Below are 14,270 nucleotides of genomic sequence, written 5' to 3' on the forward strand. Positions count from 1 at the left end.
TTCCAGTCACCTACACTTTCTCTTTTGTATTCTTACCAAGTATGCCTGATGGTTTAAAGATAAGAATCAAAATTAAAATAATAAAAGCCGCGGCATCTCTCCATAAAGAAAAGCCTAAAGCACTAACAATCGTTTCTACTACTCCCAAAATAAGTCCGCCAATCATTGCACCTGGAATAATCCCTATTCCACCTAAAACAGCTGCAACGAATGCCTTTAATCCTGGAATGACTCCCATCAGTGGTTCAATTTTTGTGTAATAAGCACCAAAAATTACGCCTGCTGCTCCAGCTAAGGCAGATCCAATCGCAAAAGTTGCTGAAATGGTCCGGTCTACATTGATTCCCATTAATCTTGCTGCATCTATATCATGAGAAACCGCCCGCATTGCCTTTCCGGTCTTCGTTTTATGGACAATAAATTGCAAAATTAACATTAATCCTACTGACGTTCCTAAAATAATCAGAGACTTGCTTGTAATTTGTGCACCAAACACATCAAATGTCTTTGTTGGTAAAACACTTGGATAGGTTTCTAATCCTGCCCCTCTAAAATAAATAAATACATATTCAATCAATAAAGAAACCCCGATTGCTGTAATTAGTGCCGCAATTCTCGTCGCATTTCTCAACCGTTTATATGCAATTCTTTCAATAATAATTCCAAAGATAGCACAAGCAATCATGGAAACAATCAATGCTGGAAAAAAACTAAGCCCCCAGCCAGTAATAGCATAAAAGCCAATAAAGGCCCCGACCATAAATACATCTCCATGGGCAAAGTTAATAAGTTTAATGATTCCATATACCATCGTATATCCTAAGGCAATAAGGGCATAAATACTTCCCAAGGAAATGCCGTTAACTAGCTGTTGTATCCATTCCATCTATTTATTCACTCCCTTTTGCTAAGCAATAATCAATGAAAAATATTTTCGCAAAGCTTACTGCTACTTAACTCGTATAAAGCACATTTTGTGTTCTTACTCTCTATCTCTATTACTCTTTCATATCTCCAATTTTCTATTCTTATTCTTCCAATGGAAAATAGGGAGGCTCTCCCTCCCCATCCATAATGTCTTATTCTGGATCAACCTTTGTTTTAAACACTTGTTTTCCATCTTGATATTCTAGAACTGTTGCTGATTTGATCGGGTTATGATTTTCGTCGATTGTAACTAACCCAGTAATTAGTGATAAGTCTTTTGTTTTTGCCAACTCTTCTTTAATCTTTTCTGAATCTGTACTTCCTGCTCTTTCAACAGCATCTTTTAATAGATACACAGAGTCATAACCTAAAGCATTAAATGCATCTGGACTTTTTCCGTATTCGTCATTAAATGCGGAAACAAACTTTTGAATTTTCTCATCTGGATCTTCCGAAGAATAATGGTTTGTAATAAACGTATTATTTAAACTCTCTGCTCCAGCTAAATCAATTAATTTTGGAGAATCCCAGCCGTCAGCACCCATGAAAGGAGCTGTAATACCCATTTCGCGAGCTTGCTTAATGATTAATCCAACTTCTTCATAATAGCCAGGAATAAATACAAACTCTGGATTCTTCCCTTTGATTCTCGTTAATGTCGCGCTGAAATCTGTATCCTTTGCAACATAAGATTCTTCTGAAACTATTTTTCCACCAGCAGCTGTAAAGGTTTCTTTAAATGCTGCTGCTAATCCTTTTGCATAATCACTTGCACTATCAGCATAAATGGCAGCATTTTTAATTTTCAAATCATTAATAGCAAAATTAGCAGCCACATTTCCTTGGAATGGATCAATAAAGGATGTACGGAATGCATACTCATTTAGCTTTCCATCATCATTAACAGTAACGTTTGGAGCTGTACCTGATGGAGTTAATAAGACCGTTTTCTTGTCATTAGCGATTTGTACCTGTGCTACTGTATCGCCACTTGTAGCTGCTCCGATAATTGCTGAAACTTTATCTTGGTCGATTAGTTTCAATGCTCCATTAGTTGCCTCCGTTAAATCAGATTTATTATCTACTTTAACTGGTACTATTTTCTTGCCATCTATTCCGCCATCCGCGTTAATCTCTTTAATAGCTAAATCAATGCCGCTTTCTAATGATTGTCCGTAAGACGCAACAGCTCCCGAAAGCTCCAAGTTAACTCCTATCTTAAATTCATCCTCTTTGGATGCATTATTTCCACCGGCACCACAGCCAGCCAATATACCAGCAGCTAATGTAGAAGCTGTTATTAAAAGACTTAATTTTTTCTTCATACTGAATCCCCTCTTATGTTTATTTGATTATTCTGACAATAAAAAGAAAATAACTCTAAATGTTGAAAGAGTTTTACAAAATAAATTTTATTAATTCGACTAGTCAGACTATTCAAATCATTTTTATATTGCGAAATTAATCATAACGAACTAGACAAAAATAATCAATACCCGACAAACCTCAATAAAATGTTACATTTTCTGACGCTAAAGGGAATGAATTTTGAATATTTTTTAACAATTCTGTTAAATATGAAATAATTATTTTTTACTTGTCAGAATTTTTACCAAAATAAAAAATAATTATTTCATAAAATAGCAGTTTCCAATGATCAATCGTTAATCTAGAAATATTTGTCATTAGCACAAGTTACATTTTCTAACATAACAGAAGCTTATTTTCCAAAAAATTCATCTGCAAATTTTTAAATTTTTTTTATATAACTCATTTTTTTCTTATTATAGGGAATAAACAGTACTAATAAGACATAGAAAGGAGTACTACGAATGAAAAAAATTCTATTCTTTTCACTCTTCACCTTTTCTCTTATAGCAAGTGGCTGTTCCAATGGTTCAACAGACAGTCAACCTGATTCACCGACAGAGGAAAAAGCAAATGCTGCTGGACAAGCTAATACGGAAACTGATCAGACTACTGAGGAACCCCCTTCAACCGATGAACAGATTAAAGAAATTCGATCTATGCTTAAGATGAAAGATAATAAATTACCGACGAAATTTCCTATAACAGATTCTGAATATATTGCAGCTAAAATTAATGAAAATGAAACAGATGGATATTCTATTTCATTCTATCAGACGCAAGAAGCTGTCTCTATCAATGATGAGTCTTTAGCTACAAATGACAATCTGATTGCGACTTTTAAAGCTGAAACATTCGATGATGAAAACAAACAAAAGGAACTTTTCCCTGAAGTTTCATTAGACTCTGTACCGGATGACATGAAGGTAGATTTAGGGCATCAAATTACCGGAATGAGGGAAGGAGCAGCTGGAAGTTCGTATTTAGTTTGGAAAGAAGGACGTTGGGTGTTACAAATTAAATCGATTTCTGAAGATCAATTAGATTCTGTTGATATTGCAAGAAAGATGGTGGACTATTTAGAGGAGAATGCCCTCCCAGTACCTAAAGAAAATGGACGAGTGGAAGTAAACTATCCAAAAAATGCGGAGGAAGTAGAGATAACGGCGAGATGGGAAGAAGGAAATGTTGTCTATACATTAGAAACTGCAGAAGTGCCGATAAATGCTTTAATGATGACTGTCTCAACAGAATGAGTCATAACTGGAAAATCATGATACTTTGAGAATATTGGTTAAATCCACTTGGATTGCAGCCAAACTTCTATATAAAAAAGAGTTGTTGGAAAAGTAGTAACTCTCTCTTCTCCAATAACTCTTTTTTCTATACTATTCTTTCATAAGAATACTGACTTGAGAATACATTTTCTCTTCATATGGAGCGAGCGATGTTCCAACTACAAACTACGTATTCAAAACTATAAACACACCTAATGGAATTTAGACCCGTACTTTCATCACTGAACAATCATCACATTGGATCATACTTTTAATTAGTTCTTTGTTCTTCTCTTCGAATAGTTCATTATGAGATGATACCATCGCGCTATTGCTTGCGTCTGGCTGGATAAATAATTTCGCCTTATTAACTGCATTTGCGGCATCTTGGAAAGCTCCTGCAATTAAATGAACTTTTCCTTCATGCTTTAGAATATCTCCTGCGGCAAATATTCCAGGTACAGATGTCTCACTGTTAACATTGCCTGCTATGTAAAAATCCTCAAGCATCTCAATTTTCAATTTACTATTCTTTAATAAGGAAGAATCCATTTCATAGCCATGGTTGATGACTACTTCATCTACTTTCAAAGTAGTCATTTCCTCCGTTTTTGTATTCGTTAATTCAACCGAATCAATACAATTATGGCTTTCGTTGGCAATCAATTTCGTGATAGAGGTATGGAATAAGCAATCTACGTTACTTTCTAACAGTTCTCTTGCTTTTGCCTCGTGACCTGCAAGGGTATCTTTTCTACATGTTAAATACACTTTCTTTGCGATTGGCTCTAGTTCGAGTGCCCAGTCAACTGCTGAATTTCCACCACCAGAAAGAACGACAACCTTATCTCTAAAGTGCATTAAAGATTTTACTGTATAGTTTAAGTTTGATACCTCAAATCTTTCTGCACCTTCTATTTTTAATTTTTGTGGAGTAACGATTCCACTTCCTACTGCAACAATGACTGTTTTAGAATAATGGATTTCTCCTGAATCTGTTTCTAATAAGAATATCCCTTCCTCATTTTTAGAAATAGAATGGATCTTCGTATTTGTTACTACTTCTGGTTTAAAAGTTAAACCTTGCTGGACAAGCTGCTCTCTTAACTTCTCACCTGGCATTGGAGTGATGCCGCCAACATCCCAGATCATTTTCTCTGGATATAAATGCAGCTTTCCACCTAGCTGTGGCAAAAATTCAATAATTTTTGTTTTCATTTCTCTTAGTCCACTATAAAAAGCAGAATATAAGCCTGCTGGTCCGCCGCCAATTATCGTCACATCGAATAATTCTGTTTGATCCATTAACCCGCTCACTCCTATTATTAAAGTTTTGTACTATCTATATATGATTACATCATTCTATTTATTAGTTAAATTGATTATCATTCTCAGTTACATACTACCTCTTTTTTTGAATTTTATCAATCCTATAAAGAAAACTTTTAAAGATGGCGGGCGAGAAATAGAAAAAGCTCATTTTGTCTATGTAAAGGATAGAATTAAGAGTTATTTAGTGGATTAGGTAGTATTTTTAAGCATACTGCCTATTTAGTTTAATCAGAAAAAACTTTATGAACGATATGAACTGTATATGCTTTATTATCATGTTTGCCCTTTATAAGAAATGTTTTATATAATTATTGTAGCTCTACAGGAGAAGGATATGGATAAATCCCATTACCATACTGGGAGTAATACAAAGCAAGTAATACTTTACAAAACCATTCTAACCAAAGTTCCACCTTAAGTATTGCCATTATACTCGCTTAATTCCTACTATTCCTCTAAAAATAATCAACTTTATTTTCTATTTCCATTTTATTTATCCATATCCTAAAAAATCTCCCAGATAAAACTTTAAGGAGAAGTGATGAATGTATAAAATCGAAGTCAAAAATCTTACAAAAATATTTGGAGGAAACCCAAAGGAAGGACTAAAAAGACTCCAAGCTGGCGAAGAAAAAACGAAAATACTTAAAGAAACAGGAATGACAATTGGGGTAGATAATGCCTCCTTTCATGTAAAACAAGGAGAATTCTTTGTCATTATGGGTTTATCCGGCAGTGGGAAATCTACACTTATTCGCCTAGTTAACCGACTAATCGAACCAACTTCTGGTGAAGTATTAATTGATGGAAAAAATATAACCAGCATGAATAAAAAAGAGCTTATCGATATCCGACGGAAAAAACTTAGTATGGTTTTTCAGAATTTTGCATTATTTCCAAATCGAACAGTTCAAGAAAACGTGGAATACGGTTTAGAAATTCAAGGTCATCCTAAGAACGATCGGGCAAAAAAAGCTACAAAAGCTATCCATGATGTTGGTTTAAAAGGGTATGAAGCAAGTTATCCTAATCAACTTAGTGGCGGTATGCAGCAACGCGTAGGTCTTGCTAGAGCATTAGCCAATGATAGCGATATCCTGTTAATGGATGAAGCATTTAGTGCGTTAGATCCGCTTATTCGGAAAGAAATGCAGGATGAGCTCATCCGTTTACAAAACAAGCTAGGCAAAACGATTATCTTTATCACCCATGACTTAGATGAAGCACTTAAGTTAGGTGATCGAATTGCAATTATGAAAAATGGTTCCATTGTACAATTAGGTACAGCGGAAGAAATACTAGAAAAGCCTGCGAATGATTATGTTTCTAGTTTTGTTGAAGATGTAGATCGTTCCAAGGTATTAGTGGCAGGTCATATTATGAAACAACCAGATTTAATTACTACTTGGAAGGATGGCCCGAGAGTAGCGGTAAGGAAAATGGAGGAAGCTGGTCTATCAAGTATCTTTGTCGTAGATAAGGATAAACAACTTAAAGGTATCCTGACCATTGATGCTGCCATTAATGCGTTCAAAGAAAATAAATGGGTTGAGGATGTATTAGAGCATGACTTCCATTCAACCACATACGATACACCATTAAATGATTTAATTGGCGTTGCAGCAGAATCAAAATTCCCCATTGCAGTCACAGAAAATAATAGATTGCTAGGAATCATCGTTCGAGTCTCTATATTGTCTGGACTTATTCTTGGAAAAGAACAAAAGGAGGCTATCGTATGAATTATTTCTTCTTTCCACTAGAAGATTGGACAAATCAATTTGTAGACAATTGGCTATTGCCAGTCTTAGGTGACTTTTTCAACTCCTTTAGCGGAGTGTTAAGCATATTTATTAATGCTGTCACTAATTTATTTACCTTTATTCCTGCTGAAATAATCGCAATCCTCTTAGCACTATTAGCATGGCGCCTTGCCGGAAGAGGAATCGCAATTTTTACAATTATTGGTGCACTTTACTTAGGTTCAGTAGGTTTATGGACAGGTGCTATGCAAACATTAGCTATTGTTATCGTAGCAACCTTTTTCTCAATCGTTGTTGGTATCCCATTGGGAATATTTACAGCTAAAAATCGAACATTGGATCATATTGTTAGACCAATTCTCGATTTCATGCAAACATTACCAAGCTTTGTCTATTTAATCCCTGCTATTCTACTCTTTGGTCTAGGAGAAGTACCAGCAGTTATCTCTACTTTCGTTTTTGCTACTCCACCTGCAGTACGCATGACGAGTTTAGCTATTAAACAAGTTCCTGCTGATATTGTGGAAGCTGCTAAGGCTTTCGGTTCTACTTCTTGGCAGTTACTTGTTAAGGTTCAGCTTCCAAATGCCATTCCAACTATTATGGCAGGAATTAACCAAACGATTATGTTGGCATTATCAATGGCAGTTATCGCCTCGATGATTGGCTCACCTGGATTAGGAAGTACTGTTTTATCCGGTATTTCTAGTGTAAATGTTGGATTAGGCCTTACTGGTGGATTAGGTATTGTTGTCCTTGCGATTATACTGGATCGAATTACACAAGGATTAGGAAAAAAAGCATAAAAAAACGATACTATTTTACAAAAGAAAGGAAGTATAAATTTTATGAAAAAATGGAAATTTAGCTTTTTACTGTTATTACTATTTACCCTTTTAGTTGGATGTTCTTCTCAAACGCAAAATACTGGTGGAAATGGGACGAACAATAGCGAAACGATCACATTTGGAGTGACTCCTTGGACTAGTACAGTTCCTCCAACAAAAGTAGCTAAACTTTTATTAGAAGATATGGGCTATACAGTGGAAGAGAAAAATGCAGATGCTGGTGGCGTTTATACTGGCCTTTCTCGAGGTGATTTAGATGTATTTATGGATTCTTGGTTACCTGATATGCATGCAAATTATATGAATCGATACAAAAGTCAAATTGAAGATGTAGCAGTCAGCTATACAGAAGGGGAGCTTGGATGGGTTATTCCGTCTAATGTGGAAGGCATTGATAGCATTGAAGATCTGAAAGGAAAAGAGGATCTTTTCGGTGGAAAAGTATATGGTATTGAAGAAGGGGCAGGAATGACTATTACTTCAAAAGAAATGATTGAAGAATATGGGTTAGACTTAGAATATGTTGCTTCTAGTGAAGGTGGTATGTTAGCGCAAGCGTCTAAGCTTATGAAAAGCGGTGATCCCGTTCTTTTCCTCGGATGGCGTCCACATCCAATGTTTGTTGATTATGATTTAAAGGTATTAGAAGATCCAAAAGGTTTCTTTAAAACATCTGAAGTTCATGTCGTTGCAAATAATAGTTTGAAAGAAGAAGCACCTGAAGTACACGAATTTTTAAGTAATTGGAGCATGCCTGTTGAAGATATTGAAGAAATGATTGTGAAGATTGACAATGGGGCAGATGAGGAAGAAGTTGCGCAGGAATGGATTGATAATAATCAAGATTTAGTTAATGCGATGTTAGGGAAATAAAGAAAAAACGAGTTACTTAAAAATAACAAGTTTAGTTTTAAAGTACAAAATTCACTATTTAAAAGAGGTGCAAATTAGCACCTCTTTTGTATTTATATTAAGAGGCTGGGACATAAGTATTCCAGCCAAGGATAATTCCGAACAATTATACGAAGATGCTAATGAATGTTCCGTATAATTGTTCGGGCTTTTATTTGTTTTTCAAAGGATGTTTCCATGAAGTTTGGTGCGATTCCCCGCAGCCGGAATACACTTCGCTTTCCATGGGGCTCGCGCTGAGCCGCTTCGGCCTGTGGCCTGCAGGGTCTCAGACTGTCTCGCTAATCCCATAGGAGTCTTCGTGTATTCCGGCTGCTCTGTTTTTCCAACTAATTATATTTCCTCTTGTAAAAAGTATGCGAAAGCAGCCGCTATTTACTAGCTATATTAGAAATTGTTCGTCTTTACAGAGTATCTATTTAGTTATGTCCCATCCTCGTATTTATATTAAGCTATTGATAACTGCAGTTTAAAGTGATGGTTTCTTAAAGTACTTCCATTATTTTGGATAAAATAAAAATGGAATTTGTTACTTCAAATTCTCCTCTATTTAAGGAATGATTTGTATTTGGGATAACATCAATCTTTAAATTCGAGTTACTTAATTGGTCAATTTGATTTGAATTGAAACCCACCTCTTATTTAAGAAGTTTGTCTAAAGTCCGAATTGGATGCCTTATACGAATTAGGCAAATCAATAACTATCTAGCCCCTCATAATGGAAGTATGCGAAATCGGCGTGGGTGGCTGCTTTTTTGTCCATATCGTGGACAGCTATTCCAATGAAGTTTCCAGTAAATCCGCCTGCTAAAAATAGGAGGTCTTGAGCGCTGACTATTTCTTGCCAAGGTTCTTCTTCATCTGATCGGAAGCAAAAGTTTCCTGTAGCTCCATTTCCAATGACCTTTAGTTGTATTTCTTTCCTAGTAATAGGTATTATCGTTGGGTCTAGTTGAAACAGTCCACTTTCACAACGCATGAACCGAAGAACACGCCCCTTCTCTTCCTCATATGTTACGTAAACATATAGATAGTTGCTATCGTTTAAATAAAGCATAAGTCCAGCCATTTGATTAAAAGTTGTAGGATGGAATTCCACTTTTGTTTCTACCTGAAAGTGAAAGTCCTTTTGACGAATGGCTAGAATATGATGCTCAAACAAAGACTGAACGGAATCGCCTGAAACCATGCGCAAATAACCGTTTCTACTTGTTAAATCACACCAAGAATCATCCGCTAAAATGCGTAAAGTATTCCATTCTTTTTTTAAAGGTCCTGTAAAATCATCTTCGAAATCAGTAGCCTTTTTGAAGACTACCTGTTCACTCGTAACAATTTCAGTCAAAAGACTGGGACCTTTTTCCCCTGAGGCAAGACGAAGCCAGCCATCCTCTGTCCAATAAACCTCTTCTATCGCCGTTTCTCTTCCTAATATGGCAGCTTTTTTTTGCAATGGCCTTGTGCATAAATAAACCATATACCAATTCCCAAACGGTGTCTGCACAATGCTTCCATGTCCTGAGCATTGGAGTAATGATTCGGGTTTATCGCTTGCAGTAAGCATAGGGTATTCAGGATCTAATTCATAAGGACCTGTTATTGCTTTTGATCGACAAACAGTAACAGAGTGTCCCTTTCCAGTCCCTCCTTCTGCGGTTATTAAATAGTAATAATCTTTATAATAATACAAATGAGGAGCTTCCGTTTTAGCTAATTCTGTGCCATCAAATATTTTATAAACTGGACCAATTAATGTTTGATTCTTTGTGTCAAATTCTTGCATAACAATACCTGCTGATTTATTTCCTGTTGTCATTCGGTAATCCCATATTTCGTTTAACAGCCATTTGCGCCCATCTTTATCATGAAATAAGGAAGGGTCAAAACCACTGCTGTTCAAATAGACAGGACTGGACCAAGGTCCATTTATATTTGGTGCGGTAATCAAATAGTTATGGCAATCCTTAAATGGCCTTTTCGTACTTTTTACATCGGTGTAAATAAGGTAGAAGAGCCCGTCTGAATAGCTAATTTGTGGAGCCCAAATACTACCGTTCTGTGGATTTCCTCTTAAATCTACTTGATTTGTAATCACATCTGTTTGATGCTCCCATTGGATTAAATCATTCGATTGATAGATACGCACACCTGGTAACCATTCAAAAGATGAAACAGCAATATAATATGTTTCATCTACCCTTAAGATATTGGGATCTGGATTAAACCCACGTAAGATGGGATTTTTAATAGGAATTCGAAACATAGGCATCTCCTTTCTTGTTCAAACTAGCTCCTTTTCGAAACAAACATAAAGCTCCTGCTAGAAAAAAGAGAAATGCGATTGGAAAAGCAATAAATTGGGTACCAATTAAGGTTGAAAGCCCAGCAACTAGGTATAGTACTGCTGCCCATTTCGGATAACAATTTCTCCAAATGAAGGCAGTCGCAGTCGCAACGAAAATTAGTACGAGTAATAAGGTGATGCCAAACCAGATAGATAAGACCTTCATTGCCTCTAGGCTATCTTGTACAGCACCTAAAGAAACGCCATCCTGAAGAATGGGAAAGACTGTTTCTTTATATGTTTCTTCATCCATAGAGGTCATCGTTAGCGAAAATCCCCCTAGAAATATGACACAAAATACAATCCCTACCATTCCAATTATTGCTTCCCATTTTCGCTTCATTTCTCCCGTCCCTTTCTACTAGTCTCCATATAAACCCAATCTAACTTTTTGATTGGACCATTTTGAGCATAACAATTTTCTATTTCCCGGTAGGTTACTGTTTCTCGATTCTCATTCTTTCCCCAATCATTCCATCTATCTGAGTGAATATGAGCACCTATTCTACATTGAAAAAAAGTTACATTCGCATAAGGTCTCCATGGCCGACCTAAATAGACATTTACTATACCAGCCTCTGCGGTTAAATAGCAGTGAGAAAATAAAAAACCCTTTTTCCCGCTGGCTGTACTCGCTGCTGTTACATATCCTGGATGGTTTTTTGGACGCTTAAGAGATCTCAATTCACATTCTTCAAACTGTGCTTCTCCTCCGCCAAATATATAATCAACGGTTCCCTCGATATAACAATGAATAAAAGTTATTAGATTGTCTCGATATTCATTTCTTATTTCTGGTTTAGAGAAAGGAGTCCCATCTTTTTGAAGATCTGGCAATGGTCCGAGACAAATAGTATCCTGAAACCCTTTAAACGAACAATTTTTGAATTTCACTTTATTGCCTTCATTATAGAGAGCCACTGCCTGCCCCACTGTTTCCCCAGGTCCAGCATTATTAACTATTTCCATATTCTCTAACCAAATATTTTCTGCATTGATAAAAAGGGTCGCTGTTTGAAAGGTACCTATCTCACAGCCACTCTCATCCAATTGACGTGCATACTTGTTTCCAATAATCCGAACATTTCCTATACCGATTAGTTTTCTATTTGATTGATAGAGACTGATATTTTCATCGTAATCTCCACTTAAAATGATGAATGTAACTGGACTTTCTATATTGGAACAATGAGCAATCCCATCTTGTATACACTTAAAATCACAACTATTATTTTTTCCAATGACAAATTGAAATTGATTCTTCACAAATGCTTCTGTAAGAAAGTTTCCCATTGTTTTCTCATTTCCTTTGTCTCTTGATGACCACCTGTTACAATCCGGCTGTTCCAATGATCCTCCGCATTATATTTTCTATACATTTTTACTAATTCCTCATCCAATAGCATGGCCCCTTCAATCGGACACATGCGATCGTCTTTACCAACAAGACTCAACCGTGGCCTTGGGGCAATTAACGCTTGCACGGATAAAGTAGAGAAGCTTTTTAAAAAACCTGGCACGTAGTAATAAAATCCATGATGATCCAAGCCCCGCTTTTGCTTTAGTGTTTCTATATGCACTTGTGCAGCAATATCAACTGTTACTCTTATCCGATTGTCTAGTGCAGCCAACCACCAGCTCATGAGGCCACCCATTGACATTCCAATTGCCGCAACTCGGTTCTTATCGACATCTGTTCGCTCCACAAGATAATCCAGGAAAGCAATATTATCAAAAATCCGCATGCCCCATAGTGTCCGACCCTCTAATAACATTTCTTTGACTAATTCACTTTCTGCTTTGCCTTTTCTTTCATTAAATCCCCACATATCAATGGAGCCAACAGCATATCCCAAATTCGTTATTGCCTCGACAAAAGGAGGGGATTGTAAGTAGCTGCTACTTACTAGCAGCTCTTCTTTTCCCTGATCAAAATTCCCTCCATGTGAATGATTAAAAATAACAATAGGAAGCGGATCGTCCTGTTTTAAAGGTTTGGCAAAATAAGCTGGAACGGATTCCTCTTCATTTAATTGCAGCAAGAGACTCTCTAAAATATAGTTATTTTTTGTTTCTTTTCTTATTAGTTGGACCGTCCTATTCTTTGCCTTTGGATAATCTCCTAATAACTCAATGAGCTTTTCTCGTCTCTCCTTCACTTTACGCCTTCACTTCCTTCAAAAGCGCTTCTTCCTTCTTTGTATTTTTGGACTTACAGTTGGTTAATTCGATATCATCACTATATTCGAGATAAAAGGCCGGACCTTCATGATTTTCGATCGTTACCCGATTAAATAAAATATCCTTTGCAAAGCCAACATAAAAGCCTCGGTTACTCATATCCTCGATCCCTGCCATCATCGCCGGTTTCCCAGGAATCGCATTTTCCGCCAGCGAAATATCTATCTGGTTAAAAGTAAGTTCTGATACATATTGCTCTGCTAAGCCATAAATGAACCCAGCAGAGGCATGAACATTCCTTGCTGTAATGTTTGCAAAATGAATGCGTCTAAACATTGGTGTATCGACTGTTACTGGGTATGGATGTTTATCCCATACATATTTGTCCTTCCCTTTAGGACCACAGAAATAATATAGGTTTAAAATGAATGGACAGATAACACCTTCCATTACAATATTGTCTACACGGATGTCTTCGACTACACCTCCACGCCCTCGTCTTGACTTCAATCGAATGCCACGATCTGTATCTTGAAAGATACAATTGCTTATCGTTACATTTCGTATATCCCCACTCATTTCACTGCCAAGTACTACTCCCCCATGGCCATGAACCATCGTACAATTCGTTATCGTTATATTTTCACAAGCTACACGCTCTGCCGTATCCTCTGTTCCTGCCTTAATCGCAATACAATCATCGCCTACATCAATATGACAATTGCTGATTCTTACATTGGAACAGGATTCTGGATCGATGCCATCTGTATTTGGTGAATCTTTCGGATTATTGATGGTTAAATTATCGATAGTAATGTTATTACTGCAAATGGGGTTAATCGTCCAACTCGGAGAATTTATTAAGCTCACATCTTTAATCGAAATGTTTTCACATCCATCTAAACTTATTAATTTTGGTCTCGGATAAAGCAGCTTTTCCCGCTCATTGCGAAAAATATGCCACCATCGTTCACCATTTCCATTGATTGTTCCAAAGCCAGTTATAGCAATATTACAACTATTTTCCGCATATAAACACGAAGCATAGACCTCTCTAGCTACACCTTCCCATCTGGATGTAACAACGAAATAGTCCTCTTGCCGATCAGAGAATTTCAATATTGCTCCTGCTGCTAAATGGATTTCAATATTATCCTTTAATAAAAGTGCCCCGGTCAGAAACTCATCTGGCGGAATGACAATTCTGCCTCCACCATTTTTATATGCCTTATCTATCGCCTCTTGAATAGATTCTGTACATAAATCCCCATCATTCTTTGCACCGAATTCAGTGATGATATAGTCGCTCATTTTATAA

12 protein-coding genes and 1 pseudogene are annotated in these 14,270 nt (G+C 36.6%); 4 read left to right on the forward strand and 9 right to left on the reverse strand.

The window, feature by feature from the left end:
- Positions 1 to 10 precede the first annotated feature (10 nt).
- The gene (locus tag NKG37_RS05030; RefSeq protein ID WP_101729951.1) at positions 11 to 886 is read right to left on the reverse strand and encodes a branched-chain amino acid ABC transporter permease; all 876 of its coding nucleotides are present in this window, start codon (positions 884 to 886) and stop codon (positions 11 to 13) included.
- A gap of 193 nt (positions 887 to 1,079) precedes the next feature.
- Positions 1,080 to 2,252, reverse strand: a complete 1,173-nt coding sequence (locus NKG37_RS05035; RefSeq protein ID WP_016205212.1) for an ABC transporter substrate-binding protein — start codon at positions 2,250 to 2,252, stop codon at positions 1,080 to 1,082.
- A 507-nt stretch (positions 2,253 to 2,759) separates the two neighbouring features.
- Here NKG37_RS05035 and NKG37_RS05040 point away from each other — a divergent pair.
- Positions 2,760 to 3,551 carry a hypothetical protein gene (locus NKG37_RS05040; RefSeq protein WP_101729953.1) on the forward strand — a complete coding sequence of 264 codons (792 nt, stop codon included), beginning with the start codon at positions 2,760 to 2,762 and terminating at the stop codon, positions 3,549 to 3,551.
- A gap of 243 nt (positions 3,552 to 3,794) precedes the next feature.
- Here the strand turns inward: NKG37_RS05040 and NKG37_RS05045 are convergent, their stop codons facing one another.
- Positions 3,795 to 4,877 (reverse strand): NAD(P)/FAD-dependent oxidoreductase, encoded by a 1,083-nt coding sequence (locus NKG37_RS05045; RefSeq protein WP_254415914.1) that lies wholly within the window; start codon positions 4,875 to 4,877, stop codon positions 3,795 to 3,797.
- A gap of 572 nt (positions 4,878 to 5,449) precedes the next feature.
- Between NKG37_RS05045 and NKG37_RS05050 the strand changes: the two genes are divergently transcribed.
- Genes NKG37_RS05050 through NKG37_RS05060 form a run of 3 tightly spaced genes read left to right on the forward strand, consistent with a single transcriptional unit; the run spans position 5,450 to position 8,388 of the window.
- Positions 5,450 to 6,646: a quaternary amine ABC transporter ATP-binding protein gene (locus NKG37_RS05050; protein ID WP_101729954.1), complete on the forward strand. Its 1,197-nt coding sequence runs from the start codon at positions 5,450 to 5,452 to the stop codon at positions 6,644 to 6,646.
- Complete coding sequence (locus NKG37_RS05055; protein WP_169189440.1) at positions 6,643 to 7,473, forward strand: ABC transporter permease; 831 nt, start codon at positions 6,643 to 6,645, stop codon at positions 7,471 to 7,473. Before NKG37_RS05050 ends, NKG37_RS05055 begins: the two co-directional genes overlap by 4 nt.
- Before the next feature lie 42 nt (positions 7,474 to 7,515).
- Positions 7,516 to 8,388 carry a glycine betaine ABC transporter substrate-binding protein gene (locus NKG37_RS05060; protein ID WP_016205217.1) on the forward strand — a complete coding sequence of 291 codons (873 nt, stop codon included), beginning with the start codon at positions 7,516 to 7,518 and terminating at the stop codon, positions 8,386 to 8,388.
- Positions 8,389 to 8,912: 524 nt separating this feature from the next.
- Here the strand turns inward: NKG37_RS05060 and NKG37_RS05065 are convergent.
- The 6 genes and pseudogenes from NKG37_RS05065 to NKG37_RS05090 form a co-directional block, all read right to left on the reverse strand.
- A pseudogene (locus tag NKG37_RS05065) lies at positions 8,913 to 9,056 on the reverse strand (alpha/beta hydrolase); the annotation flags it as partial.
- A 65-nt stretch (positions 9,057 to 9,121) separates the two neighbouring features.
- Complete coding sequence (locus tag NKG37_RS05070) at positions 9,122 to 10,681, reverse strand: glycoside hydrolase family 43 protein (protein ID WP_212117946.1); 1,560 nt, start codon at positions 10,679 to 10,681, stop codon at positions 9,122 to 9,124.
- Positions 10,671 to 11,114, reverse strand: coding sequence for a DUF4064 domain-containing protein (locus NKG37_RS05075; RefSeq protein ID WP_016205220.1), 444 nt, complete (start codon positions 11,112 to 11,114; stop codon positions 10,671 to 10,673). The genes NKG37_RS05070 and NKG37_RS05075 overlap by 11 nt, the downstream gene beginning before the upstream one ends.
- On the reverse strand, positions 11,111 to 12,064 hold the full coding sequence (locus tag NKG37_RS05080) for a pectinesterase family protein (RefSeq protein ID WP_254415915.1): 954 nt from the start codon (positions 12,062 to 12,064) through the stop codon (positions 11,111 to 11,113). The genes NKG37_RS05075 and NKG37_RS05080 overlap by 4 nt, the downstream gene beginning before the upstream one ends.
- Entirely contained in the window at positions 12,034 to 12,930 is an 897-nt protein-coding gene (locus NKG37_RS05085) for an alpha/beta hydrolase family protein (protein WP_101729956.1), read from the reverse strand. The genes NKG37_RS05080 and NKG37_RS05085 overlap by 31 nt, the downstream gene beginning before the upstream one ends.
- Position 12,931: 1 nt before the next feature.
- A complete protein-coding gene (locus tag NKG37_RS05090) occupies positions 12,932 to 14,263 on the reverse strand; it encodes a glycoside hydrolase family 28 protein (RefSeq protein WP_224428053.1) in 1,332 nt (443 codons plus the stop codon).
- Between the last annotated feature and the right edge of the window lie 7 nt (positions 14,264 to 14,270).

This window comes from Niallia sp. RD1, from assembly GCF_024219955.1.
In the GTDB taxonomy this organism is placed as follows: Bacteria; Bacillota; Bacilli; order Bacillales; family Cytobacillaceae; genus Niallia; species Niallia alba.